Origin of the sequence: Sphingobium olei (genome assembly GCF_042678845.1) — a bacterium.
Lineage (GTDB): Bacteria > Pseudomonadota > Alphaproteobacteria > Sphingomonadales > Sphingomonadaceae > Sphingobium > Sphingobium olei.
This window is the reverse complement of record NZ_JBHTLS010000005.1, coordinates 129,631-153,637: the sequence shown is the minus strand read 5'-3', so window position 1 is coordinate 153,637 and position 24,007 is coordinate 129,631. Positions and strand designations below refer to the sequence as shown.

Here is a 24,007-nt window from a genome sequence, read left to right as displayed (position 1 = left end):
GAAAGCAGTTAGTGACCCATAACCGTAGAGACATAATCGGCCTCTCCGCCGCCACGCTCGCCGCCAGCGCCATCCCCGCCGCCGCGCAGGAGGCGAAGCCCCGCTACGGACTCATCGGCCAGATGCTCGCCGCGCCGGGCAAACGCGACGACCTCGTCGCCATCCTGACCGCAGCCACCGGTGCGATGCCCGGCTGCCTCTCCTATGTGGTCGCGCTCGACACGTCCAATCCGGACGCGATCTGGATCACCGAAGTGTGGGACAGCAAGGACAGCCACGCCGCGTCCCTCAAACTCCCCGCCGTCCGCGCGGCTATAGCCAAGGCTCGCCCGATCATAGCCGGCTTCCCGCACAGCTTCGAGACGAGGCCGGTAGCCGGGGTATAATCCACCTTGCGCGGTGGTAGCGACGCTTTTGGATCAGGGAGGTAACTCATGCCACTTACGTTGACACAGTTCCTGTTCTCGATCCCTGTTACGGTGGGCGTGCTGTTCCTGCCCTTTTTCCTTGCAGGGATGCTGAAACGCCGCCCTCTCAAACCACTTTTAATAGCCTACCTGATCGTCAGCGCATTACTGGTAACATTCTTCTTCCTCCTCGCCTTGTTTGAGCACCTGAATAAATGACCGACCCCGCCACCCTCACCGAAGCCGAAGCCGCCAACCGCCTGATGCGCCTGGCCAAGGAGGTCGCGCGGCATAATCGCCTCTATCACGATCAGGACGCGCCGGAGATCAGCGACGCGGACTATGACGCGCTGATCCGCGAGAACAACGCGCTCGAAGCCGCCTTCCCGCACCTCATCCGCGCCGATTCGCCCAACGCGCAGGTCGGCGCGGTCCCCACCACGACGCTGAAAAAAGTCCCCCACGCCGTCCGCATGATGAGCCTCGACAACGGCTTTTCGGACGAGGACATCGCCGAATTCCTCGCCCGCGTCCGCCGCTTCCTCGCGCTCCCCGACGCCGAGCCGGCTGCGCTCACCGCCGAACCGAAGATCGACGGGCTTTCATGTTCGTTGCGTTATGAAAAAGGCGAACTCGTCCTCGCCGCCACGCGCGGGGACGGCGCGACGGGGGAGGACGTAACTGCCAACGTCCGCACCATCGCCGACATCCCGGACATGCTCGCTGGTCCGAATGCGCCCGACCTGTTCGAAATACGGGGTGAGGTCTATATGGCGAAGGCCGATTTCGTCGCCTTGAACGCCCGCCTCCTTGCCGAAGCCGAAGACCCGGAAAAGGCACGCCAGTTCGCCAATCCGCGCAACGCCGCCGCCGGATCGCTGCGGCAGAAGGACGCCGCCGTCACCGCCAGCCGCCCGCTGCGCTTCCTTGCCCATGGCTGGGGCGCGCACAGCGCCGTGCCCGCCGACACGCAACTGGGCGTCATGCAGGCGATCGCACGCTGGGGCCTCCCCGTCTCCGAGATGCTCACCCGCGTGGAGAGCCTCGAAGCGCTCATCGCGCATTATCGCGCGATCGAAGCCGCCCGCGCCGACCTGCCCTTTGACATCGACGGCGTGGTCTACAAGGTTGATCGGCTCGACTGGCAGCAGCGCCTGGGCTTCGTCGCCAAGGCCCCGCGCTGGGCCATCGCGCACAAATTCCCCGCCGAACGCGCGCAGACAACGCTGGAGGCCATCGACATTCAGGTCGGCCGCACCGGCAAGCTCACCCCCGTAGGCCGGCTCACCCCGGTCACGGTGGGCGGGGTCGTCGTCTCCAACGTCACGCTCCACAATGCCGACGAGATCGCGCGCCTTGGCGTCCGCCCCGGCGACCGCATCGTCGTCCAGCGCGCCGGCGACGTCATCCCGCAGGTCGTCGAGAACCTGACGCGGGATGAACCGCGCAATCCCTTCCTCTTTCCCGACCATTGCCCGGTCTGCCACTCCGAAGCCGTGCGCGAGGAAGGGGAGGTGGACATACGCTGCACCGGCGGCCTCATCTGCCCCGCCCAGCGCTTCGAGCGGCTGCGTCATTTCGTCAGCCGCGCCGCGCTCGACATCGGAGGGCTGGGGGAAAAGACCATCCAGGAATTTCTCGATCTCGGCTGGATCGCGGAACCGGCCGACATCTTCCGCCTCAAGGCGCACCGCGCCGACCTGCTCGGCCGCGAGGGGTGGAAGGAGAAGTCGGTCGACAACCTCCTCGCTGCGATCGAGGCCAAGCGCCAGCCCGACGCCGCCCGCCTGCTCTTCGGCCTCGGCATTCGGCACACCGGCGCGGTGACGGCGCGCGACCTGCTCAAGCGCTACGCCACGCTCCTGGCGATCCGCACGCTGGCGGAGGAGATCATCTCCCTGCGCAACCAGCCTTTCGACAGCATCCCCAAGCGCGACAAGGCCATTGCCGACCATATCGGCGTCGAGAATGTCGGCGCGGCGGTCGGGCATGCGCTCGCCGACTTCTTCCACGAACCGCACAATGCAGCCGCCTGGGACGACCTCCTCTCGGAAGTGTCACCGCCGCCCTATGTCGTCGAAACCACCGCCAGCGCCGTCACCGGGAAGACGGTCGTCTTCACCGGCAAGCTCGAAACCATGAGCCGCGACGAGGCGAAGGCGCAGGCGGAGCGCCTTGGCGCGAAGGCAGCTGGATCGGTGAGCGCCAAGACCGATCTGGTCGTCGCCGGGCCGGGCGCGGGCAGCAAGCTCAAGCAGGCCGCTGCGCTCGGCATCGAAGTGATCGACGAAGCCGCCTGGGCCGAGATCGTCAAGGCGGCGGGGTAACAACCCACACGGAGGAGAGGGGCTAGACCGCCCCCTGCAGCTTGTCCTGCGTCTTCGTGTCGAAATCGCTGGCGTCATGCCGCTCGTGCAGCTGCTCTTCCAACGGTCCATTCGCCTTGTTGACGATCCGCCCGCGTTTCACCGCCGGCCGTGCGTCGATCTGCTGCGCCCAGCGCGTGAGATTCTTGTAACTTGGCCCGTCGAGAAACACATCGGCTCCCGGATAGCTCCGCCCCAGAACGACCCCACCATACCAGGGCCAGATCGCAATATCGGCGATCGTATACTCGTCGCCCGCCATATACTCGTGATCCGCCAGATGCCGGTCCAGCACATCCAGTTGCCGCTTCGCTTCCATCGCGTAGCGGTTGATCGGATATTCGTATTTCTCGGGCGCGTAGGCGAAGAAATGGCCGAAGCCGCCGCCCAGGATCGGCGCGGCCCCCATCTGCCAGAACAGCCAATTCAGCGTCTCCGTGCGCGCCGGGCCATCCTCGGGCAGGAACTTGCCGAACTTCTCGGCCAGATAGACCAGGATCGATCCCGATTCGAACACGCGACGCGGGGGAGACACGCTATGGTCGACCAGCGCCGGGATCTTGCTGTTGGGGTTGATGTCAACGAAGCCGCTCGAAAACTGCTCGCCATCGCCGATCTTGATCAGCCAGGCGTCGTATTCCGCTTGGCTCACGCCCGCCGCCAGCAATTCCTCCAGCAGGATGCCGACCTTCTGCCCGTTGGGCGTGGCGAGCGAATAAAGCTGGAGCGGATGCTTGCCCACGGGAAGCGCCTTGTCGTGCGTCGGCCCCGCGATCGGCCGGTTGATGTTTGCGAACGCGCCGCCGCTGCCCTTGTCCCAGGTCCAGACCGCAGGGGGAATATAGGGGGTGTCGCTCAACGCACGATCCTTTCAGCAGGGAAACGATGGCGCGCACGTAGGAAGCGGGATAGGGCGGCACAAGGGTTGCGACCGGCCCTTCGCCCGCTTCGTCGCACCGCGCTCGCCAGATGCGATGCGCGGCGTAAAAAAGTGACAGAACCATCTTGACGCTCACGCCTGCGCAGCCATATTCGCGCCGCTAGCACTCTCCTTCAATGAGTGCTAACAAGGGAAAGTTCATCGGGAGCAGGACAGGCGGCGCGGGATGATCCGGCCGCTCATTCACTCCCGAAACAGCTAGGGAAAGGCACTCAACATGGCATTTCGTCCGTTGCACGACCGTGTTCTCGTCCGCCGCGTGGAAGCGGAAGAGAAGACCGCTGGCGGCATCATCATCCCCGACACCGCCAAGGAAAAGCCGCAGGAAGGCGAAATCGTCGCCGTTGGCACCGGCAGCAAGGCCGAAGATGGCAAGGTGACCCCGCTGGATGTCAAGGCCGGCGACCGCATCCTGTTCGGCAAATGGTCGGGCACCGAGGTGAAGGTCGATGGCGAAGACCTGCTCATCATGAAGGAATCGGACATCTTGGGCATCGTCGCGTAAAGCTGCGAACCGGACGTCACTTCCTATTTTCCGCGATTTTCGAACATCTGCAACGGTGTGAACTTCGCAAGTTTCGCAATTCTCAAGAGAGGTAAAGATCATGGCAGCGAAGGACGTAAAGTTTTCGCGTGACGCTCGTGAGCGCATCCTGCGCGGCGTCGACATCCTGGCCGACGCGGTCAAGGTGACCCTGGGGCCGAAGGGCCGCAACGTCGTCATCGACAAGAGCTTCGGCGCGCCCCGCATCACCAAGGACGGCGTTTCCGTCGCCAAGGAAATCGAACTGAAGGACAAGTTCGAGAATATGGGCGCGCAGATGGTCCGCGAAGTCGCTTCGAAGACCAACGACATCGCCGGTGACGGCACCACCACCGCGACTGTTCTTGCCCAGGCGATCGTGCGCGAAGGCATGAAGTCGGTCGCGGCCGGCATGAACCCGATGGACCTGAAGCGCGGCATCGACCTCGCCGTCGGCAAGGTCGTGGAAGACATCAAGTCGCGCTCGAAGCCTGTTTCGGGCTCGAACGAAGTCGCCCAGGTCGGCATCATCTCCGCCAACGGCGACGTCGAAGTCGGTCAGAAGATCGCCGAAGCGATGGAAAAGGTCGGCAAGGAAGGCGTCATCACCGTCGAGGAAGCCAAGGGCCTCGAATTCGAGCTGGACGTCGTGGAAGGCATGCAGTTCGACCGCGGCTACCTGTCGCCCTACTTCATCACCAACCCGGAAAAGATGCAGGTCGAACTCGCTGACCCCTACATCCTGATCCACGAGAAGAAGCTCAGCAACCTTCAGTCGATCCTGCCGATCCTGGAAGCGGTCGTGCAGTCGGGCCGTCCGCTGCTCATCATCGCGGAAGACATCGAAGGCGAAGCGCTGGCGACCCTGGTCGTCAACAAGCTGCGCGGCGGCCTCAAGGTCGCGGCCGTCAAGGCGCCCGGCTTCGGTGACCGTCGCAAGGCCATGCTGGAAGACATCGCCGTCCTCACCAAGGGCGAAGTCGTCAGCGAAGACCTCGGCATCAAGCTCGAAAACGTCACGCTCGGCATGCTCGGCACCGCCAAGCGCGTCACCATCGACAAGGACAACACCACCATCGTCGATGGCGCGGGCGACGCCGAATCGATCAAGGGCCGCACCGAGCAGATCCGTGCGCAGATCGAAGTTACTACGTCCGACTATGATCGTGAGAAGCTCCAGGAGCGTCTCGCCAAGCTGGCTGGCGGCGTCGCCGTCATCAAGGTTGGCGGTGCGACCGAAGTCGAGGTGAAGGAGCGCAAGGACCGCGTCGACGACGCGCTGCACGCAACCCGCGCGGCTGTTGAAGAAGGCATCGTCCCCGGTGGCGGCACGGCCCTTCTCTACGCGACCAAGGTTCTCGAAGGCGTCACCGGCGTCAACGACGATCAGACCCGCGGCATCGACATCGTCCGCAAGTCGCTGACCGCCCTGGTGCGTCAGATCGCGGCGAACGCTGGCCATGACGGCGCGGTCGTCTCGGGCAAGCTGCTCGACCAGACCGACACTTCGTTCGGCTTCAACGCGTCGACCGACACCTACGAAAATCTGGTCGCCGCCGGCGTTATCGACCCGACCAAGGTCGTGCGCACCGCGCTCCAGAACGCCGCGTCGGTCGCCGGTCTGCTGATCACGACCGAAGCCACCATCGCCGAGCTGCCGGAAGACAAGTCGGCTGCTCCCGCGATGCCGGGCGGCATGGGCGGCATGGGCGGCATGGACTTCTAAGTCCGCCGACTATCGTCAGAATAAGAACGGGGCCGGCGCAGCGATGCGTCGGCCCTTTTTTCGCGTCCGCTTGCCTATGGGCAGTGCCGGGAGGATAAGAAGCGATGCTTGTGCAGCGGCTTCACGGCGCGGACATCGCCCGGATCACGATCGCGCCCGTCTTTCTGGTCGCGGGCGGCTTCCACCTGTGGCGGCCGGACATTTTCGCGCCTCTGATGCCGCACGGCGTGCCGATGCCCTTTCTGGTGATCGCCTTGACGGGCATGGCGGAATTGGCGGGCGCCATCGGCCTGTTCGTTCCGCGCGTGCGGGCGCTCGCCGGGGTAATGCTGGCGCTCTACGCCGTTTGCGTCTATCCGGTGAACATCAACCATGCGGTCAGGGATCTGTCGACGGGGACGGGTCTTGGCTGGTTCTATCATTTTCCCCGCCTGTTCGCCCAGCCGCTGATCTGCTGGTGGGCGCTGGCTGCCGGCGGCGTGCGGCTCCGTGGCATCGACAGTTCGCCAGTGCGCAGGACCGGACAGAAAGCATCGAGGAGTGTGCGCAGATGACGGCCCAAGATCGTTCCGGCCAAGATCGTTCCGGCCTTCCCGAACGGCGTCGTCATCCCCGGTTCGCCACCGAATTTTCGGCCGAACTGATCCGGGGCGAACAAAGCTGGCCCATCGTCGTCGGCGACATTTCCGCCGGGGGCGCGATGCTCAACGACAATCGCGGGCTTGCGGTCGGCGACTGGATCATGCTCAAGGCTCGCCGGTTCGAGGCGGAGGCGCGCATCATGTGGCTGCTGGACGGCGTGTGCGGCATCCGCTTTCCCGAAGCGGTCGATCCCGCCGAAGTCATCGCCAATAATGTCCCGGTGGCGGACGATCTCTGGTCGCGCATGAAGAATCTCGGCCGCGTCGATGCGGCCACCGGGCCGGGCAAGAAGCCGGGCTGACCCTGTTTCGCCTGCATCCGGCGGCACCGGCGGGGGCTTCATCCGGCGCGTTGCAGGGCGCTCGGAATGGTTTACCAAATGGAAAGGCTATGGCGGCATTATGCCGCAGACGTGTCACCACCATTCCGCCTCCTGCCCGCAGGACTTCTGCGTCGGCGCGCCGCGCCGCTCTCCGAGCAAAGCGAGGAGGTGCGCGACGGTCTTGTGAAGGCGCTCTACGCCTCGCCGGCCTCGCTGCTGGCCGGCGCGATCTCGGGCGGTTCGTTGAGCGCGGTGCTCGCGTGGCAGGCGGCGACGCTTCCCATGACCATCATCGCCTGCCTGGTGCTGCTGGTCGGCGTCAGCCGGTCTATATCCTCTTATTATTTCCAGCGCGCGCTCGCGCATCAGGACAAGCCCGCCCGTCCGATCTGGGGCCTCGCCTATGAACTGGGCGCGTGGATCTACGCCGCGCTCCTCGGATTGCAATCGCTCGCGACGCTTGTGCTCACGCAGGACGCGACGCTGCATGTCCTGGCCGTGGGCATGGTTGCTTCCTATGCGGGCGGCATTTCGGGCCGGAATGCGGGCCGCGTGCCGGTCGCAGTGGGGCAGACCTGCTTCTCCCTCCTTCCGACCGCGCTTGGCCTCATTGTAGCCGGCGGTCTTGGCTATGTGATCCTTGGCATCCTTTGCTTCCTCATGATCTTCGCCATGGCGGAAATCACGCGGACCACGCACCGCATCGTGCTCGACGCCCATCAAGGCAAATATGAGAAGTCGCAGCTCGCTCTCAAGTTCGAACGGCTCGCTCATTATGACAGCCTGACCGGCGTCGAAAACCGCATGGCGATGCAGCGGCGGCTGCGCGACCTCTTCGACCGCCGGACCGTCGACGACGCGCCGATGGCCGTGTTGTGGATGGATCTCGACCGGTTCAAGGAAATCAACGACACGCTGGGCCATATCATCGGCGACCAGCTGCTTTGCGCCGTGGCCGAGCGGCTGAAGGTGGTGCTGGGGCCGCGCGGCCATGTCGCCCGCTTTGGCGGCGACGAATTCGTCCTCATCTGCCCGAACGCGGATCGCGACGAGGCGCGCCTGATCGCGTCCGACATCATGCGCGCGGTCGAAGGCGCGATGGAGATCGGCAGCCACCAGCTGACCGTCACCGCCTCCATGGGCATCGCGGTCGCGCCGGAAGACGGGCAGGGCGGGGACGAGCTGCTCCAGCATGCGGACCTCGCGCTCTATCGGTCCAAACATGCCGGCCGCAACCGCTTCACCACCTTCGACTGGAGTATGCGGGCGGAGCAAGACCGCACCTACGAGCTGGAAACCGGCCTGCGTGCCGCTCTGGCGAACGACGAGCTCCAGCTGCATTATCAGCCGATCTTCGACAGCGCGACAGGACGCATCGCGATGTGCGAAGCGCTGATGCGCTGGAACCATCCGGTCCACGGCCCGATTTCCCCGGGCGAATTCATCCCCATTGCGGAAAGCACCGCGCTCATCGAACCGATCACGCATTGGGCGGTGCGAAAGGCCTGTCATGACGCGATGCAATGGCCCGACTCGGTGCGGCTCGCCGTCAACATCTCCCCTGCTTTGCTCAAGGCCGACGGGTTACCCCGCTCGGTCATTTCCGCATTGCTGGCGTCGGGCCTGGCGGCGCGGCGGCTTGAACTGGAAGTTACCGAATCGATCTTCCTTGAGGACGACCGACGCACGCACCTCATCCTCAACGAATTGCGCCGGATCGGCTTGCGTTTAGCGCTCGACGATTTCGGCACCGGCTATTCGTCGCTCGGCTCGCTGCGCACGCACGAGTTCGACACGATCAAGGTCGACCAGAGCTTCATGCGCGACGTCGCGGACAATCCACGCCATCGGGTGATCGCTCAGTCCGTCTCCCAACTGGCGCGCGCCCTGTACGTCGAAACCGTGGCCGAAGGCATCGAGACCGAGGAACAGCTGCGCTATGCGCAAGAGGCCGGCTTCACCAACCTGCAGGGCTTCATCCTCAGCCGCCCCATACCGCAGGACCGGCTGCTCGCGCTGATGGAGGAACGGCACAATGTCCAGGCCGAAGCGGCGACGCTCATCCAGGCGCGCCGCTTCGGCTGACGCCGCTTTTTAACGGCCAAGCCGTGTCTGGGCCGACGCCAGGCGCCGCATCATGCGGATGTCGCGTAGATCCGTCTTCAGGGCGGACGCCGCCCAATTCTCCACAATGTCCTTCAACTCGTCATAATGAAGCGGATCGACCCGCCGTCCCGCCTCGAACACGCCGACATGGCCGGCATGATGCGGGCGGTTCTCCGTCACATAGTCCCGCACCGCCTGCTCGCCCTCGCCATCCTCCACCAGCCGGTGGACGATGCCCATGTCGTACATCTCCTCGGCGCTGTAGACCTTGCCCGACAGGATCATGCGTTCGGCAGCCAGGCGGCCGAGCTTGCGGCTGAGGATGGAATAGGCACCCATTCCCGGGAACAGGCCGAACAGCATTTCGGGCAGGCCGAACCGCGCGCTGCGTTCGGCGATCACCACGTCGAAGCAGAGCAGCGCCTCGAACCCGCCGCCCAGCGCGTCGCCCTGTGCCAGCGCGACCGATATCACAGGCATGTCGGCGTTGCGCCAGGTGCGATGCACCACATCGATGCAGGCATGGCCATAGCGCACCAGTCCCGGCAGGTCGCCGCGCTCGATGCAGCCGGCGAACAGTTCCAGGTCGCCGCCCAGATTGAAGACGCCGGGGAAACGCGATCCCGCGACCATATATTTGATCGGCAGCACGCCCGCGTCGAACAGCCGCTTCGATTCCGCATACCAATATTGGACGTCGCGCAGCATCGTCATGCTGAAATTGGGACGATGCGTAGGGGCCATATAGGCCCACAATGTCGCCGCATCGGCATCCCACCGGACATCGATCTGGCCCAGGTCGAACAAGGCCGACTGGCCTATGTCGCCCTTCGCTCGTGCTAGCGGCGGCAGGTTCTCCGCCGCGGCAAAATGGTCGTCCGATGCGTCCTCCGCATCGTGTCTGGTCGGGCTAAACCGGCCTGAATCAATCATCTGCGTCCCCGTTTTTTATTGATCATGAAGTGAACAGGCTTGCAGGCATGATGCAATCGAACGTCCATATATTGACAGGGCATTAACCATTTTTCATTGCAACTGTTGCATAGAAGACTCGTCGAATGGCGCGGAAATGGACCCCGATGTAACCGCAAAGCCACAAAAATCTTTCGGCGCGGTTCCCCGTCCCGGCCTCTAGGCCTTTGTTAACCTTCGCCATTTACGATGGGGTGATGCGCCACATCCGTTCCTCCTCGCCGTCCGTGACCCTGGCCCTGCACGATGCCACTGGTGCCCCCTGGCCCCTGCGGCTGTCTGCCGACTGCCTCCGCTTCGTTGGCCCCTACCGCCGGGTAGAGGGCTTCAACATCGATGCCATGGCCCTGTTCGACGGCGTGAGACGGGCGGGCTGACGGGCCCGATCCTTGTGTCCAGGCCCGTTCGCCCCTAGAGGCGCGGGATGATTGCACCCCGTTTTTCCTTTTCCATCGATGCGACGGACGGCAAGGCGCGCGCCGGTGTCATCCGGATGCGGCGCGGCGACATCCGCACGCCCGCCTTCATGCCTGTTGGCACCGCCGCCACCGTGAAGGCGATGCGTCCGGCCGAAGTGCGCGCCACGGGCGCCGACATCATCCTTGGCAACACCTATCATCTGATGCTCCGTCCCGGCGCGGAGCGGATGGCACGTCTGGGCGGCCTCCATGGCTTCATGGGATGGGACCGGCCGATCCTCACCGACAGCGGCGGCTATCAGGTGATGAGCCTCAGCGCCCTTACGAAGATGAGCGAGCAAGGCGTCGCCTTTTCCAGCCATATCGACGGCTCGAAACATATGCTGACGCCCGAACGGTCGATGGAAATCCAGCGTCTACTGGACAGCGACATCGTCATGGCCTTCGACGAATGCACGAAGAATGGCTGCACCCATGACGAAGCCGCCAAGTCGATGGAACGGTCGATGCGCTGGGCGCGGCGTTCGCGCGACGGCTTCGATGCCGGCGGCGATCATGCGGAGCGCGCCGCCCTGTTCGGGATCCAGCAGGGATCGCTTGACGAAGGGCTGCGTCGCGCTTCGGCCGAGCAACTGATCGACATCGGTTTCGACGGCTATGCCGTGGGCGGGCTTGCGGTGGGAGAGGGGCAGGAGGCGATGTTCGCCACGCTGGACTTCGCCCCTGATATGCTGCCTGGGGACAGGCCCCGCTACCTGATGGGCGTCGGCAAGCCCGACGATATCGTCGGCGCGGTCGAGCGCGGCATCGACATGTTCGACTGCGTCCTGCCCACCCGTTCCGGCCGCAATGGCCAGGCCTTCACCTGGGCGGGGCCGCTCAACATCCGCAACGCTAAGTTCAACGAGGATCAGGGGCCGCTCGACCCGCGCTGTGGCTGCCCGGTCTGCGCCACATGGAGCCGCGCCTATCTGCATCATCTGGTGAAGGCAGGGGAAATGCTGGGCGCCATGCTGATGACGCAGCACAATATCCACTTCTACCAGGAACTGATGCAGGGCCTGCGCGACAGCATCGCGGCGGGCAGGCTGGCGATCTTCGCCGCCGATTTCCGCCGCGACTATCAGCGGGTCTGACGGCTCAGGGCAGCACGCTGATGGCGATGGCGTAGCTGCCCGCTTCGCCGTCATGGACGAGCGGGGCGCGCAGTTGCCGCGACAATCCCGTCAGCACCCGGCCATATCGGTCGTTCAGGTGCGCGCTCATCGCCTCCGATTCCACCAGCCCGCGCGACCGCATGATCAGTTGCGCGCGGTTGGTCCCTTCCGCTTCTTCCTGCACGGCGATGTGCATCGATCCCAGCGGCGCCAGCATCATCGCCAGCTCGACCAGTTCGGTGATGAGGAAGGCGATCGGCACAGCGACATCCTGGCTGATGTTCAGATTGTCGCTTTCGATCTGGATGGCGAAGCGGCGCGCGGCGGCCGGCGCGGTGCCACGCAGGCTGGCGGACAGTTCGCTGATCAGCGCCCGCACCCCAACGCCGCGATTTTCCTCAAGCTCGGCGAAATGATTGCGGTGGACGACGGACAGCGCATCGACCCGGCGCTGGATCGACGCATAGGCCTCCACCGCTTCGGGCTCATGCGCCGACCGGGCGTGCAGGCTGATCAGGCTGGAGATGATCTGAAGGTTGTTCTTGACCCGGTGATGCACCTCGCGCGTCAATTTGCGCTGCGTCTCCAGCCCCTCGGCCATCTCCGCCTCATGGGTGGCGACATCCTCGCTGATCTCGCGGAACGTGTCGCCAAGCGCGATGATCTCCTGCGCGGGCGTGCGGACCCGCTGCATCGGCTCCAGCACTTCCCCTGGCTCGTAGGCCGCGACCACGCGCCGCAGGATGACGAGCGGGCGAATCAGCAGCCGGTTGACGACGAACCAGCCGATGGCGGCGGCGGCGAACCACATGAGCAGCGGCAGGAACAGGGACAGCAGCCGAGCCACGGTCGCGGGCGGCTCGCGCACCGTCATTGTCAGGATGATGTCGGCAGGGTCCAGCCGCGCCGACAGGCTGCTGCTTTGGCCGGGGAACACGGAGCCCGGGCGGCTGACGACCAGCTGCCTCTCACCCTGATGCAGCACAAGTTGCCTGTTCTGGATCGCCGTCGCCGGATCGGCCGCGCTTTCCAGATGCGCGCGCGAATAATAGCTGAGCGCCACCATCCGTCCGTCATCGCTCCGAACACGACTGACCAGATGCTGCGATTGCGGCAGCAGCAGCACCTGTTCCCTGTCGAACCGCTGGCCGGCGGCCAGCCCGGCAGGCTCCGGTGCTGCAGAACCGCACAGCCTGCGGCCGTTGCGATCATAGATGTAGAAGCGTCCGTCGCTGTCTTCGTTCGCGGTCAGGAAAAACCCCAGCCGCCGGCACATGCCCGGATCAACTTCATTGTGCGCGAAGGCGTTGACCGTCAGCTGCAGGGCGGTCCTGTCGGACTGGAGATCGGCGGTCAGCTTGCGCGCGCTCTGTGTCACCGCGACGCGCAGCAGCGCCTCCTTCTCAAGGTCGGCGCTGCGGATCGCCTGAAGCGACGCGATCAGGGCGATGAGGCCCAGGGGCAGGAGGGCCAGGGTCAGGATGAGGAACATCTTGACGCCGGTGGAGCGGAAATAGTCGGGAAGGCGCCGGACGGCCCCCGACGCCGGAGGTGAACTGCCTCCGCTCATGAGCGTCTCAGTCCAGCTTCTTCAGCAGGTCCAGCATTTCAGACGGAATATCCTCGTCTATCGCGCGCTGATAGACGGTGCGCAGGGCTTGCGACACATGGCCTTCCTCCTTGCCCCGACTGCGCTTTTTGGCCGAGGCGGAAGCGGTCCTGGCGCGCGTCTTCGTCAAGGTTTCGGAAGGCGTCGATGCGCCATCCTCGCCGCTGTCGGACGTGCCCCGCTCCGTCATTGAAGAAACCAAAATCAGCCCCTCTGCAAGCCTGTGTCATGCAAGCAAGCCCTGTATTTGCGGCTTTCTATCATGACGTCAATTCCGAAGCCGGCGATATCTGCGGACGCATGGCCCACAAAGTCGCCGTCCCGGCAAAAAAACCATGTGGAAGCGAAACAAATCCGGACTTTGTTGGTTCCGGCCATCGAAGCATTTTTTACGCTGCCCGATCCCCGGCGTGACGGGGGCCGGCGAAAGGGGGGACGGGGGCTTGCCATTGCGGCATGGACATTCCATCCTTCCTGCTGACGCCGATGCTTCGGGATGTGAACGCCCGACTGGGCAAGGAGACGATTTGACGATGTCGCTTGGACAGCAACTGCACCCCCATCTTCCGTTCCTGCGCCGCTATGCGCGCGCCCTTACGGGAAGCCAGGCGCATGGCGACGCCTATGTCCGCGCGGCTTTGGAAGCCATCGTCGCGGCGCCGGAGGAATTTCCGACCGATGTCGATCCGCGGCTCGGCCTCTACAAGACCTTTCACGCCATCTGGTCGTCGTCGCATCTGGAGGACGTGCCGGTCTCGCCCGGCGGCAGCCGGGAAGCGATCGCGCAGGCCCGCCTTGCCCGCCTGACGCCGCTGCCGCGCCAGGCGCTGCTGCTCACCGCGCTCGAAGGCTTCACGGTGGACGACGTGTCCTATCTCATCGACATGGAAACGACTGAGGTCGACGCCCTGGTCGAAGAGGCTCTGGGCGAGATTGAGGCCCAGACCCGCGCCAAGGTGCTGATCATCGAGGACGAACCGATCATCGCGATGGACATCGAAACCATCGTCCGCGACCTCGGCCATGATGTCACCGCCATCGCCGTAACGCGCGAGGACGCCGTGCGCGAAGCCATGGCCGATCGGCCGGGCCTGGTGCTTGCCGATATCCAGCTGGCGGACGACAGCAGCGGGATCGACGCGGTCAAGGACATCCTGTCCGAATTTTCGGTGCCGGTCATTTTCATTACTGCCTTCCCGGAAAGGCTGCTGACCGGCGAGCGTCCCGAACCCACCTTCCTCATCACCAAGCCGTTCCAGCGGTCGACGGTCAAGGCTGCCATCTCTCAGGCGCTCTTCTTTGACGAGGCCACCGCGCCCGCCTGAGTTCAGTTAGGCTGAGTTCGGGCAGGCACGAGTTTATGGGGAACCGCCCTTCGTGCGCCGCGTTAATGATGCGTAACGATCGGGAGATGCGCCATGGCGGATCAGGAAAAGCATATCGCCACCGACCAGGCGAGGTCCGGCTCGACGCCGCATGTCGTCCGCTATGTGCTCGGCATTTCGCTGGCGCTCGCCGTCATTGCGATGCTGCTGGTGATCTGGCGATAGGTCGCCTTGCGGAATCGGTATCGGCATTAATGATGGGTTTAGGGGACGGACGCGCATATGACTTTGACGATGTCGGTTCATGTGGACAGGACGGTTGCCGGCACGGGGGACGTTGCGATGGATGAAGAGGCGGGCGGCTCCGAAATCGTTGAAGTCGTGGAGGAACGCGCGCAGCTGTCCGATGCCGATTTCAAGCGGGAGTTGGCGGCGGTCATCCCGCATCTTCGCGCCTTCGGCCGCTCGCTGTCGGGCAATCGCGACCTCGCCGACGATCTGGTACAGGAAACGCTGTTGAAGGCGTGGGCGGCGCGTAGCCGTTTCCAGGCAGGCACCAATATGCGCGCCTGGACATTCATCATCCTGCGCAACCATTATCTGTCGCAGATGCGCCGCTCGCGCTTCCGTGGCGACTGGGACGATCTGACCGCAGATCGCATCCTCGCCGCGCCTGCGGGCCAGGACAAGCATGTCGAACTGTCGGACATGCAGCGCGCCCTGCTCCAACTGCCGCAACCGCAGCGGGAGGCGCTGATCCTCGTCGGCGCCGGCGGTTTTGCCTATGAAGAGGCGGCCGAGATTTGCGGCGTGGCCGTGGGCACGATCAAGAGCCGGGTCGCCCGTGGCCGCTCGGCGCTGGAACAGATACTGGAAAATGGCGATCTGCCGAGCCGCCGCAGCCAGGAAACCACCGAAACCGCGGTGCTGGACGAAATCATGGACGATGTCGACCGGCTGAGCCGGGGCCGCAGCCTTCCGGCGGACGACTGACCGGAACGTTCCTGCCTTCTCACCCGTTTCCGATGATTGGGAGACAGGTGATGCGGCATGATGCCGACAGGCATGACCGGCAGGCCGCTGACCAGAGCGACCGGTGCGGGCGACTTCGGGACCAGCCGGGGAAAACGGCGTGGTGTTCGCCCTCATCGCCTTGGCGCTGCTGGTCGCGGTCGCCTTTTTCTACCTCACCAAGGATCGGCGCGATCGCGGCGCGGACGTGATGACCCATGCCGCGGCGTCGGTGGATCGGGCCGCCAGCGCCATGGGAGACGCTTCCGGAAACGCGGCAAAAAATTTGCGGCGCACGGATTGAAACAGCGCTGGGGGGGGGCGCCCTCAAATCGACATGATTCCGCCAGCGTCGGCGGGGCATTTAACATTTCTTCGTTATTTTCCGGCACGGTGCATCCTGTGTCGGATTATCTTACACCCGTTGTAAGGCGTATCCGGCATCGTTGAAGGGCGCCGTTCCGGCTGCCGGCAGGGTGCGTGACGATGATCAGGTTGTTCAAACATTATGTGCCGCACGCGGTGCTGCTGCTGGGGCTGCTCGATCTCGTCATCCTGCTTGGCGCGGCGGAGGGCGGCTGGCTGCTGCGCGCGCATCAGATCGGCATGGACGTCGATCATATCGTGACGCGGCTTGGTCCTCTGTTCAGCTTCGCTGCCGCGGTGCAGACAGCCATGATCGCCGTCGGCGTCTACAGCCCCCAATCGCTCCAGTCGATTCGCTTCGCCTTCGCCCGGCTGCTGGTGGCGGTGTCGCTTGGCGTCATCTTCCTGTCGGTGCTGTATTTCCTGCTTCCCGGCATGACATTGTGGCGGTCCAATTCGCTCTACGCCATGGGCCTGTCGCTCGTCCTGCTCGTCGCGATCCGGCTGCTGCTCGGTTCCATGCTGGGCGGCGAGGCGTTCAAGCGGCGGCTGGTCGTGCTGGGCGCGGGCAACCGCGCCAATCGCATCAAGGAACTGGAACAGAAACGCGGCGCGGGCTTCCTCGTCGTCGGCTTCATCGCCATGAATGACGGCGCGCAGGTGATCCCGGAGGCGATCAACCGCAATGCCATCTTCAACCTTTCGGATTTCGTCGTCCGCCTGAACGCCAGCGAAGTCGTGCTCGCTCTCGAGGAACGGCGCAACGCCATCCCGATGGCGGACCTGCTGCGCATCAAGACCACCGGCGTCCATGTGAACGACCTCTCCACGTTCCTGGAGCGCGAAACAGGGCGCGTGGACCTGGCCAGCGTCAATCCCAGCTGGCTCATCTTCTCGGACGGTTTCTCCGCCGGCCGCCGCCTGTCCAGCATGGCCAAACGGTTGTTCGACATCGTCGCCAGCTCGATCCTGCTGCTGCTGACTGGCCCGGTCATCCTCATCGCGGCGCTCCTGGTGAAGCTCGACAGCAAGGGGCCGGCCTTCTACCGCCAGCAGCGCGTCGGCCTCTATGGTCAGGAATTCTGGATCGTGAAGCTGCGCACCATGCGGCAGGATGCGGAAGTGTCCGGCCAGGCGGTCTGGGCCGAAAAGGACGACCCGCGCATCACCCGCCTCGGCTATTGGCTGCGCAAGCTGCGCGTCGATGAACTGCCGCAGACATGGACCGTGCTGAAGGGCGAGATGAGCTTCGTCGGCCCGCGTCCCGAACGCCGTCAGTTCGTCGAGGATCTGGAACAGCATCTGCGTTACTATGCCGAACGGCACATGGTGAAACCCGGCATCACCGGCTGGGCGCAGATCAACTATCCCTATGGCGCGTCGATAGAGGATGCCCGGCACAAGCTGGAATATGACCTCTATTACGCGAAGAACCACACGCCCTTCCTCGACCTGCTGATCCTCATTCAGACGTTGCGGGTCATCCTCTGGTCCGACGGCGCGCGGTAAGGAGCGGTTAGCCGATGGGCGCGCTTCTCCAATTTGTCGGTGACTGGGGCCATGCGCTCGCAGCGGTGCTGTTCGCCGCGCTCGGCATCTTCCTTTTGCGCCGCAGGGACGAAACGCCCGAACCGCGCCTCATCGCCGCTGCCTTGTTGATGACCTCCTGCTGGGCGCTCTACATTTCCTTCGGCGGCGTTTCCAAATCGCTGTCGGGCATCGTGGAAAATGTCCGGAACGCCGCGTGGCTGCTGGCGCTGTTCGTCATGCTGCGCCGCGGACCGGCGGGGCGGGCGGGGTCGATGGGCGGGATTGCCGCCGTCTATGCTGCGGTCGCGGGACTGTTGCTGGTGCAGACCATTATCGACCTCTGCTGGCTTCAACTCCCCCCCCATTTGGAATTGCAAGCCGCGCTCGTCACCTGTTCGGTGATCCTGCACATGATGACCGCGATCGGCGGTCTCCTGCTGGTCCATCATCTCTACGCCGCCTGGCCTTCGCGCGAGCGGGGTGGCGCGTCGCTGCTGCTTGGCGCGCTGGCGGCGATGTGGACCTACGACCTCATCCTTTACGCATTCGTCCATCTGGCCCCCGAGCGGGTGGGCGCGCTTTATGCGCTGCGCGGGCTGATGGCGGCGCTGATGGTGCCGGTGATCGCGATCGGTCTGCGCCGGGGCATGAGCGGCCGGTTGCAGCTGTCGCACTCCATCGCCTTCCAGTCGCTGTCCGCCGCCGCGGCCGGGCTTTATATTCTGGTGCTGTTGGCGCTCGCGGTCCTCATAGAACTGGTCGCCGGACCCTATGCCCGGACGATCGAGATCGGCGCCGTCTTCTTCACCGCCGTCACCGCCCTGGTGCTGCTGCCGACGCCCGCCCTGCGCGCCTTCTGGAAGGTGCAGGTGGCGAAACATTTCTTCCAGCATCGCTACGACTACCGGACCGAATGGATGCGCTTCATCGACACGATCGGCCGGCCGGGTCAGGACGCAGCGCCGCTTGGCGAGCGCGTGGCAAGGGCGGTGGCCGACATCACCGACAGCCCGGCCGCCTTGCTGCTGCTGCGCGACGATAGCGGCGCGCTCTCGCTTGAAACCCACTGGAACTGGACTGACGCGTCTTCGGGGGTGGAGCCTGTCTCCGCCGACGCTGCCGGGCGGATCGAACGCCATGCCGGGATCATCGACATCGCCCTCGCGCGGCACGAGTCCGATGCGCGCGACCTGCCGGCCTGGATGCGCGCGGAGCCGCGCGCCTGGGCGCTGGTGCCGCTCATCCATTATGACCGGCTGATCGGCGCGGTCCTGCTCGCCACCCCGGCGGTGGATCGCAGGCTCGACTGGGAGGATTTCGACATGCTGCGCGCGGCCGGCAGGCAGGCGGCGACCTATATCAGCGAATCGCTCGGCCAGCAGGCGCTGGGCGACGCGCAGCGCTTCGACGAATTCAACCGCCGCTTTGCCTTCATCGCCCATGACATCAAGAATCTGGTGAGCCAGCTGTCGCTCCTGTCCCGCAATGCCGAGCGGCACGCCGACAATCCCGATTTCCGCGCCGACATGGTGCTGACGCTACGGGAGTCGGTGGACAGGATGAACGACATGCTCGCCCGCCTGTCGCAGCATAACAAGGCCCGGCCGGAAGAACCGCGCCCGCTCGGCCTGCGCCCGCTGCTCGACCGGCTCGTCCATATCCGCGCCCGCCAGCACCCTCTGCGCGTCTCTGGCGACGCGCCCCCCGCCATGGCCGACCCCGCGCGCGTCGAGCAGATCGTGACGCACCTCCTTCAGAACGCCATCGAAGCCAGCAAGCCCGACAGCATGGTCGAACTGCGCCTGTCGACCGATGCGACCCACGTCCTGCTCGACATCGTCGATCATGGCTGCGGCATGAGCGCCGACTATGTCCGCCGCGAGTTGTTCAAGCCCTTCTCCTCCAGCAAGGCCGGAGGGTTCGGTCTCGGCGCGTTCGAGGCGCGCAGCCTGGCGCAAGCCCTGGGCGGCAGCCTGACGGTCGAAAGCCAGCCGGGTGCGGGCAGCCGCTTCACCCTGCGCCTGCCCCTCGCGCCCCAGCAGACCCGACAGGAAAAGGCCGCCTGATGAGCGATACCCGCCCAAAATTGCTGATCGTCGAGGATGATCCGGGCCTCCAGCGGCAATTGCGCTGGGCCTATGAGGATTATCGGCTCTTCATCGCCGGCGACCGCGAGGAAGCGATCGAGATGCTGCGTGCGGAGGCGCCCGATGTCGTCACGCTGGACCTCGGCCTGCCGCCCGATCGCGACGGCACCAGCGAAGGCTTCGCCACGCTGGCGGAGATATTGCGGATCAAGCCCGATACGAAGGTGATCGTCGCGTCGGGCCATGGCGCGCGCGAAAGCGCGCTCGATGCCATCGCGGGCGGCGCCTATGACTTCTATCAGAAGCCCGTCGACATCGACGAACTCGGCCTCATCGTGCGCCGCGCCTTCCACGTCCATGCGCTGGAGCGGGAAAATGCCCGCCTTGCCGAAACCGCGCCGGAGGACGGGCGTGTGCTCGGCCGGCTCATCACCAGCGCGCCCGAGATGATGAAGGTCGCCCGCACCGTAGAGCGGGTGGCAAGCGCCAACGTCTCCGTCCTGCTGCTGGGCGCGAGCGGCACCGGCAAGGCATTGCTGGCGCAGGGCCTGCACGACGCCAGCCCGCGACGCGACGGCCCCTTCGTCGCGATCAATTGCGCCGCCATCCCCGAAAACCTGCTGGAATCCGAACTGTTCGGCTATGAGGAGGGGGCCGTCGCCGGCGCGGCCAGGACGACGCCCGGCAAGATCGAGCAGGCGCAGGGCGGCACGCTCTTTCTGGACGAGGTGGGCGAAATCCCGCTCGCGCTTCAGGTCAAGCTGCTGCGGTTCCTGCAAGACCGGACGATCGAGCGCGTCGGCGGAAGCGAGCCCGTCGCGGTGGACACCCGCATGGTCTGCGCCACCCACCAGGATCTCGACGCGATGATCGTGGGAGGCAGCTTCCGCGAGGATCTCTATTATCGCCTGGCTGAAATCGTGGTGCGCGTCCCCGCGCTGAAAGACCGTCCGGGCGACCCCGCGCTGCTGGCCCGCCATTTCCTGACTCGCTTCGCGCGCGACATGAATCCGCAGGTTAAGGGTTTCGCGCCCGACGCGCTCGCCGCGCTCGACGCCTGGGCCTGGCCCGGCAATGTCCGCGAGCTGGAAAACCGCATGAAGCGCGCGGTCATCATGGCGGACGGAAAGCTGGTCACGGCCGCCGATCTCGATCTGGACGAGGACCGGATCGACGGCGGGGAGGCGGTGAACCTCAAGGCCGCGCGCGAAATGGCCGACCGCCGGGCCATCCGCCGCGCCATCGCCCGCACGGACGGCAACATCTCGGGCGCGGCGAAGATGCTGGGGATCAGCCGGCCTACGCTCTACGACCTGCTCAAACAGTATCAGATGCAGGGCTGATCCATGCGCCGCTCCCGCCTCTTCCTGATCGCCGGTGTCGCGGTATTGCTCCTCGCGCTCGCGGGTCTGTGGCAATGGCGCGCGCACGAGCGGGACGGCAGCGCCGCGCTTTCCCGTGGCCTCGCCGCGCTGGACAAGGGCGACGCCCGCACCGCGCGCGTGGAATTGATGAACGCCATCAAGGGTGCCTCCCGCAACGCGGAGGCGCGCGCCGCACAGGCCCGCGCCCTTGTCGAACTGGGCGACGGTCCCGGTGCGCAGGCGGAAGCGGAGCGCGCCCGCGCGCTCGGCCAGCCCGCTGGCCTCACCCGCGCCGTCATGGCGCAGGCGCTCCTGCTTCAGGGCGATGCGAAAGGCGCATTGAACGAAGCCCGCGCCGACGATGTCGCGCCGGCCTCCAGGGTCCACGCCAACCGCGTCGCCGCCCGCGCTCTGCTGGCGCTGGGCGACATGGACGGCGCGCAGGCGGCGCTGCGCCAGGCGCTGGCCGCCGCCCCTCGGGACGCGGAAAACTGGGTCGATCTCGGCCGTCTGTATAGGGCGACGGGGGATCAGGCCGGAGCCATCCAGGCGGCGGATCGCGCCGTCGCACTCGCGCCAGACGACGCCAAATCGCTGTCGTTGCGCGGCGAACTAACTCGCGCCCAATATGGCCTGACCGCCGCGTTGCCCTGGTTCGACCGGGCGCTTTCCGCCGACACGGACTCGGTCCCGACGCTGGAACAGTACGCCGCCACTTTGGCCGATGCCGGGCAGGCGAGCAGGGCGCTGGCCCTCAGCCGCCGCATCCTGGCGCTCGATCCCTCCAATCCACGCGCCTGGATGCTTCAGGCGGTGATCGCCGCGCGCGCCGGAAATGACGATCTTGCCCGCCGCCTGCTCGATCGCACCGGGGGACGGCTGGACGGCGAGCCGGCCACGCGCCTGCTGCGCGGCATCCTCCAGATGGAGGGCGGCAACGCGCTGCTCGCGGTCGAGGTTCTGGCGCCGCTTGTCGATACCCAGCCGGACAACGCCCGCGCCCGTATCCTGCTCGGCCGCGCCTATCTTCTGGCCGGGGACGCCGCCAGCGCAGCCACCACGCTCGCGCCGCTGGTCGCGCAGAGGGACGCCGATCCTTATGTGCTGACGCTTGCCGCCCGCACGCAGGAAGCGCTGGACGATCCGCTCATGGCTGCAGACATGCTCGCTCGCGCCAGCTTCCCCCTGCGCGCTGCCACCGACGCAATCGCCAGTCCCCGCGACGCCGCGCTGGCGCAAACCCCGCCAGCGGGCGCGGCGACCGCCGCCGACAATATCCCCTATATCCGCGCTTTGCTCGGCACCGACCGCCTTGGGGAAGCGCTGACCCGCGCGCAACTGCTGCAACAGGCCAATCCCGGCGCACCCGATGCCTGGCTGGTGCTGGGCGACGTGCTCGACGCCGCCGGCCGTCCGGTTGAAGCAGCGCGCGCTTATGAAGCCGCCGCCAATCTCCGCTTCGACCGCGCCGCCGCCCTCCGGCTAGCCGCAGCCTGGAGCCGTGCCGGCGATGCCGCCCGAGCCGCGCAGGTCGTGCGGCTCTATCTCGGCCAGAACCCGAGCGATCCCGATGCGCTGCGCCTGGCCGCTTCGGAAGCCGCATCGCGCGCCGACTGGCGCTCGGCCCTCCGCCTGCTGCTGGCGGCGCGCGCCCGGATCGGGGACAACGACGCGTTACTAATGGCGGACCTCGCCCGCGCGGCGATGGAAAGCGGCGACGGCACCGCCGCGCGCGCCTATGCCGCCCATGCCTATCGCCTGATGCCCGGCAATCCGGTGACGGCGGACATGCTGGGATGGGTGATGCTGCGGCGTGGAGAGAAAGGGCCGGCAACGCTTGATCTGCTTGAAAAGGCGGTCGCGCTCGCCCCGCAAGCGCCCGCCTTCCAACTGCATCTGGGGCAGGCCTATGCCGCAGCCGGCGACAAGGCTCAGGCACGGCTTGCGCTTGGCCGCGCAATGGCGGTCGCCGGGTTTGAGGGTCGGCAAGAGGCGCAGGACGCGCTCGCCCACCTCTAAAAAAATTCAATCAGGCCTTTGCCATGTCCAGATCGGCGATCCGCAGGCCCAGCCGGCGCATCTGCGCCGCCACCGGAGGCCATACCGCCTCCAGGAACCGTTCCCGTTCCGCCTCGCGCAGCCGCCGCGTCGCGCCGTCCGCCACGAACATGCCGACGCCGCGCTTCACCACGACAAGCCCATCGTCCTGAAAACTCTGATAGGCCTTGGCGACGGTCAGCGGATTTGCGCCTTGCGCCGCCGCGAACGCCCGCACCGACGGCAGCAACTCGCCATCGGCAAATTCTCCGTCAAGGATGGATGCGGCAATGATCTCCCGCAGGCGGAGATAGACAGGTTTGGAGTCTTCGGCCATAGTGCAGCAGTGCCATAACACAGCGAGTCAGGTCAAGTTGTAAAATTGCGCTTTGACTTTTGTCCGAGTAATTATCTGTCCCAAGTCGATACTATAGCATCATAATCTGGCCGGGGTCGCTCTTCCTGCGGCCGGCCGGGCGTGCCGATGAAGACGAACCCCGCAATCGTCTCGCCGTCCTTGCCGAATGCAGCGCGAACATCCTCATTATAGCTGGGCCAGCCGGTCAGCCATCCGCCCGCGAACCCCAGCGCGTGGGTCGCGTTCAGCAGGTTCATGATCGCCGCGCCCACGGACAATTGCTGTTCCCACAGCGGGATCTTGCTGCCGGAAACGGGCGCGGAAAGCGCCACGACCAGCGTCGGGGCCTGATGCGCGAACTGGTGCATCGCTTCGATCTCCAGCCGCCCGGCGTCCGGCTTCTCCCGGCGATAGGCCGCCTCGAGCAGGTCGGCCAAAGCGGCGCGCCTGTCCTGCGGCACGATCACGAACCGCCATGGCGCCAGCTTCCCATGATCGGGCGTGCGCAGCGCCACTTCCAATATCTGCCGCAACTGGGCGTCGTCGGGGCCGGGCGCGATCAGGTCGCGGGGCTTGCCCGACCGGCGCGTTTGGAGGAGGGAGAGGGGGGTGGTGCGGTCGTTGAACATGGTCGCGACACATGGCGTTCACGTCGCTTAGACGCAAGGGCAGGCTGCCCTTTTGACAGGATGAACCTATCGGCTCTACGCTGCGCCCCATCGCACGGCCGCCGGGCATGG

The 24,007-nt window shown here is 65.6% G+C and carries 24 protein-coding genes; 18 read left to right on the top strand and 6 right to left on the bottom strand.

From position 1 onward, the window contains the following. The first annotated feature begins 11 nt into the window (after positions 1-11). From ACFQ24_RS00790 to ligA, 3 genes are read left to right on the top strand one after another with little or no spacing between them, the layout of a single operon-like run. Positions 12-386 carry a putative quinol monooxygenase gene (locus ACFQ24_RS00790; protein WP_380908384.1) on the top strand — a complete coding sequence of 125 codons (375 nt, stop codon included), beginning with the start codon at positions 12-14 and terminating at the stop codon, positions 384-386. A gap of 48 nt (positions 387-434) precedes the next feature. Further along, a complete protein-coding gene (locus ACFQ24_RS00785; RefSeq protein ID WP_380908382.1) occupies positions 435-626 on the top strand; it encodes a hypothetical protein in 192 nt (63 codons plus the stop codon). Beyond that, positions 623-2,734 (top strand): NAD-dependent DNA ligase LigA, encoded by a 2,112-nt coding sequence (gene ligA / locus ACFQ24_RS00780; RefSeq protein ID WP_380908380.1) that lies wholly within the window; start codon positions 623-625, stop codon positions 2,732-2,734. Before ACFQ24_RS00785 ends, ligA begins: the two co-directional genes overlap by 4 nt. 22 nt (positions 2,735-2,756) lie before the next feature. Here the strand turns inward: ligA and yghU are convergent, their stop codons facing one another. Beyond that, complete coding sequence (gene yghU / locus ACFQ24_RS00775; RefSeq protein WP_380908378.1) at positions 2,757-3,632, bottom strand: glutathione-dependent disulfide-bond oxidoreductase; 876 nt, start codon at positions 3,630-3,632, stop codon at positions 2,757-2,759. Between the two features lie 298 nt (positions 3,633-3,930). Here yghU and groES point away from each other — a divergent pair, with 298 nt between their 5' ends. The 5 genes from groES (at position 3,931) to ACFQ24_RS00750 (ending at position 9,011) form a co-directional block, all read left to right on the top strand. Further along, a complete protein-coding gene (gene groES, locus ACFQ24_RS00770; protein WP_066767639.1) occupies positions 3,931-4,218 on the top strand; it encodes a co-chaperone GroES in 288 nt (95 codons plus the stop codon). A 100-nt stretch (positions 4,219-4,318) separates the two neighbouring features. Then, a complete protein-coding gene (groL, locus tag ACFQ24_RS00765) occupies positions 4,319-5,962 on the top strand; it encodes a chaperonin GroEL (protein WP_380908376.1) in 1,644 nt (547 codons plus the stop codon). Between the two features lie 104 nt (positions 5,963-6,066). Beyond that, entirely contained in the window at positions 6,067-6,516 is a 450-nt protein-coding gene (locus ACFQ24_RS00760) for a DoxX family protein (protein WP_380908374.1), read from the top strand. After that, complete coding sequence (locus tag ACFQ24_RS00755) at positions 6,513-6,905, top strand: PilZ domain-containing protein (protein WP_380908372.1); 393 nt, start codon at positions 6,513-6,515, stop codon at positions 6,903-6,905. The genes ACFQ24_RS00760 and ACFQ24_RS00755 overlap by 4 nt, the downstream gene beginning before the upstream one ends. A gap of 66 nt (positions 6,906-6,971) precedes the next feature. Beyond that, on the top strand, positions 6,972-9,011 hold the full coding sequence (locus tag ACFQ24_RS00750) for a putative bifunctional diguanylate cyclase/phosphodiesterase (protein WP_380908370.1): 2,040 nt from the start codon (positions 6,972-6,974) through the stop codon (positions 9,009-9,011). A gap of 9 nt (positions 9,012-9,020) precedes the next feature. Here ACFQ24_RS00750 and ACFQ24_RS00745 read toward each other — a convergent pair whose 3' ends face one another. Then, positions 9,021-9,965 (bottom strand): crotonase/enoyl-CoA hydratase family protein, encoded by a 945-nt coding sequence (locus tag ACFQ24_RS00745; RefSeq protein WP_380908368.1) that lies wholly within the window; start codon positions 9,963-9,965, stop codon positions 9,021-9,023. Positions 9,966-10,428: 463 nt separating this feature from the next. On the opposite strand from ACFQ24_RS00745, the gene tgt reads away from it, so the two are divergent. After that, on the top strand, positions 10,429-11,559 hold the full coding sequence (gene tgt / locus ACFQ24_RS00740; RefSeq protein WP_380908366.1) for a tRNA guanosine(34) transglycosylase Tgt: 1,131 nt from the start codon (positions 10,429-10,431) through the stop codon (positions 11,557-11,559). Positions 11,560-11,563: 4 nt separating this feature from the next. Here the strand turns inward: tgt and ACFQ24_RS00735 are convergent, their stop codons facing one another. After that, a complete protein-coding gene (locus ACFQ24_RS00735; protein WP_380908574.1) occupies positions 11,564-13,072 on the bottom strand; it encodes a sensor histidine kinase in 1,509 nt (502 codons plus the stop codon). 85 nt (positions 13,073-13,157) lie between these two features. Continuing rightward, entirely contained in the window at positions 13,158-13,247 is a 90-nt protein-coding gene (locus tag ACFQ24_RS00730) for a NepR family anti-sigma factor (protein WP_380908364.1), read from the bottom strand. Between the two features lie 13 nt (positions 13,248-13,260). On the opposite strand from ACFQ24_RS00730, the gene ACFQ24_RS00725 reads away from it, so the two are divergent. The 9 genes from ACFQ24_RS00725 (at position 13,261) to ACFQ24_RS00685 (ending at position 22,891) form a co-directional block, all read left to right on the top strand. Continuing rightward, complete coding sequence (locus ACFQ24_RS00725; RefSeq protein ID WP_380908362.1) at positions 13,261-13,455, top strand: hypothetical protein; 195 nt, start codon at positions 13,261-13,263, stop codon at positions 13,453-13,455. Between the two features lie 267 nt (positions 13,456-13,722). After that, positions 13,723-14,514 (top strand): response regulator, encoded by a 792-nt coding sequence (locus ACFQ24_RS00720; RefSeq protein ID WP_380908572.1) that lies wholly within the window; start codon positions 13,723-13,725, stop codon positions 14,512-14,514. Between the two features lie 93 nt (positions 14,515-14,607). Next, positions 14,608-14,739: a hypothetical protein gene (locus tag ACFQ24_RS00715; RefSeq protein WP_380908360.1), complete on the top strand. Its 132-nt coding sequence runs from the start codon at positions 14,608-14,610 to the stop codon at positions 14,737-14,739. A 117-nt stretch (positions 14,740-14,856) separates the two neighbouring features. Next, a complete protein-coding gene (locus tag ACFQ24_RS00710) occupies positions 14,857-15,507 on the top strand; it encodes a sigma-70 family RNA polymerase sigma factor (protein ID WP_380908570.1) in 651 nt (216 codons plus the stop codon). A gap of 139 nt (positions 15,508-15,646) precedes the next feature. Beyond that, positions 15,647-15,829: a hypothetical protein gene (locus ACFQ24_RS00705; RefSeq protein ID WP_380908358.1), complete on the top strand. Its 183-nt coding sequence runs from the start codon at positions 15,647-15,649 to the stop codon at positions 15,827-15,829. 182 nt (positions 15,830-16,011) lie between these two features. Then, entirely contained in the window at positions 16,012-17,400 is a 1,389-nt protein-coding gene (locus ACFQ24_RS00700; RefSeq protein WP_380908356.1) for a TIGR03013 family XrtA/PEP-CTERM system glycosyltransferase, read from the top strand. A 14-nt stretch (positions 17,401-17,414) separates the two neighbouring features. Continuing rightward, positions 17,415-19,487 carry an XrtA/PEP-CTERM system histidine kinase PrsK gene (gene prsK, locus ACFQ24_RS00695; protein WP_380908354.1) on the top strand — a complete coding sequence of 691 codons (2,073 nt, stop codon included), beginning with the start codon at positions 17,415-17,417 and terminating at the stop codon, positions 19,485-19,487. Further along, positions 19,487-20,851: a PEP-CTERM-box response regulator transcription factor gene (prsR, locus tag ACFQ24_RS00690; RefSeq protein WP_380908352.1), complete on the top strand. Its 1,365-nt coding sequence runs from the start codon at positions 19,487-19,489 to the stop codon at positions 20,849-20,851. Before prsK ends, prsR begins: the two co-directional genes overlap by 1 nt. A 3-nt stretch (positions 20,852-20,854) precedes the next feature. After that, positions 20,855-22,891, top strand: coding sequence for a tetratricopeptide repeat protein (locus tag ACFQ24_RS00685; RefSeq protein ID WP_380908350.1), 2,037 nt, complete (start codon positions 20,855-20,857; stop codon positions 22,889-22,891). A gap of 10 nt (positions 22,892-22,901) precedes the next feature. Here the strand turns inward: ACFQ24_RS00685 and ACFQ24_RS00680 are convergent, their stop codons facing one another. Together ACFQ24_RS00680 and ACFQ24_RS00675 are read right to left on the bottom strand one after the other, a co-directional pair. Then, on the bottom strand, positions 22,902-23,246 hold the full coding sequence (locus ACFQ24_RS00680) for a GntR family transcriptional regulator (RefSeq protein WP_380908348.1): 345 nt from the start codon (positions 23,244-23,246) through the stop codon (positions 22,902-22,904). A 71-nt stretch (positions 23,247-23,317) separates the two neighbouring features. After that, positions 23,318-23,896, bottom strand: coding sequence for a nitroreductase family protein (locus tag ACFQ24_RS00675; RefSeq protein ID WP_380908346.1), 579 nt, complete (start codon positions 23,894-23,896; stop codon positions 23,318-23,320). Positions 23,897-24,007: the final 111 nt, after the last annotated feature.

Bases quoted from the DNA above. Each gene is read 5' to 3' on its own strand.
- ACFQ24_RS00715 (WP_380908360.1), top strand. From the start codon at position 14,608: ATGGCGGATCAGGAAAAGCATATCGCCACCGACCAGGCGAGGTCCGGC.
- ACFQ24_RS00750 (WP_380908370.1), top strand. From the start codon at position 6,972: ATGGTTTACCAAATGGAAAGGCTATGGCGGCATTATGCCGCAGACGTG.
- tgt (WP_380908366.1), top strand. From the start codon at position 10,429: ATGATTGCACCCCGTTTTTCCTTTTCCATCGATGCGACGGACGGCAAG.
- ACFQ24_RS00685 (WP_380908350.1), top strand. From the start codon at position 20,855: ATGCGCCGCTCCCGCCTCTTCCTGATCGCCGGTGTCGCGGTATTGCTC.
- prsK (WP_380908354.1), top strand. From the start codon at position 17,415: ATGGGCGCGCTTCTCCAATTTGTCGGTGACTGGGGCCATGCGCTCGCA.
- ACFQ24_RS00735 (WP_380908574.1), bottom strand. From the start codon at position 13,072: ATGTTCCTCATCCTGACCCTGGCCCTCCTGCCCCTGGGCCTCATCGCC.
- ACFQ24_RS00710 (WP_380908570.1), top strand. From the start codon at position 14,857: ATGGATGAAGAGGCGGGCGGCTCCGAAATCGTTGAAGTCGTGGAGGAA.
- ACFQ24_RS00720 (WP_380908572.1), top strand. From the start codon at position 13,723: ATGTCGCTTGGACAGCAACTGCACCCCCATCTTCCGTTCCTGCGCCGC.
- ACFQ24_RS00755 (WP_380908372.1), top strand. From the start codon at position 6,513: ATGACGGCCCAAGATCGTTCCGGCCAAGATCGTTCCGGCCTTCCCGAA.
- ACFQ24_RS00700 (WP_380908356.1), top strand. From the start codon at position 16,012: ATGATCAGGTTGTTCAAACATTATGTGCCGCACGCGGTGCTGCTGCTG.
- ACFQ24_RS00680 (WP_380908348.1), bottom strand. From the start codon at position 23,246: ATGGCCGAAGACTCCAAACCTGTCTATCTCCGCCTGCGGGAGATCATT.
- groL (WP_380908376.1), top strand. From the start codon at position 4,319: ATGGCAGCGAAGGACGTAAAGTTTTCGCGTGACGCTCGTGAGCGCATC.
- prsR (WP_380908352.1), top strand. From the start codon at position 19,487: ATGAGCGATACCCGCCCAAAATTGCTGATCGTCGAGGATGATCCGGGC.
- ACFQ24_RS00675 (WP_380908346.1), bottom strand. From the start codon at position 23,896: ATGTTCAACGACCGCACCACCCCCCTCTCCCTCCTCCAAACGCGCCGG.
- ACFQ24_RS00785 (WP_380908382.1), top strand. From the start codon at position 435: ATGCCACTTACGTTGACACAGTTCCTGTTCTCGATCCCTGTTACGGTG.
- ligA (WP_380908380.1), top strand. From the start codon at position 623: ATGACCGACCCCGCCACCCTCACCGAAGCCGAAGCCGCCAACCGCCTG.
- groES (WP_066767639.1), top strand. From the start codon at position 3,931: ATGGCATTTCGTCCGTTGCACGACCGTGTTCTCGTCCGCCGCGTGGAA.
- ACFQ24_RS00745 (WP_380908368.1), bottom strand. From the start codon at position 9,965: ATGATTGATTCAGGCCGGTTTAGCCCGACCAGACACGATGCGGAGGAC.
- ACFQ24_RS00760 (WP_380908374.1), top strand. From the start codon at position 6,067: ATGCTTGTGCAGCGGCTTCACGGCGCGGACATCGCCCGGATCACGATC.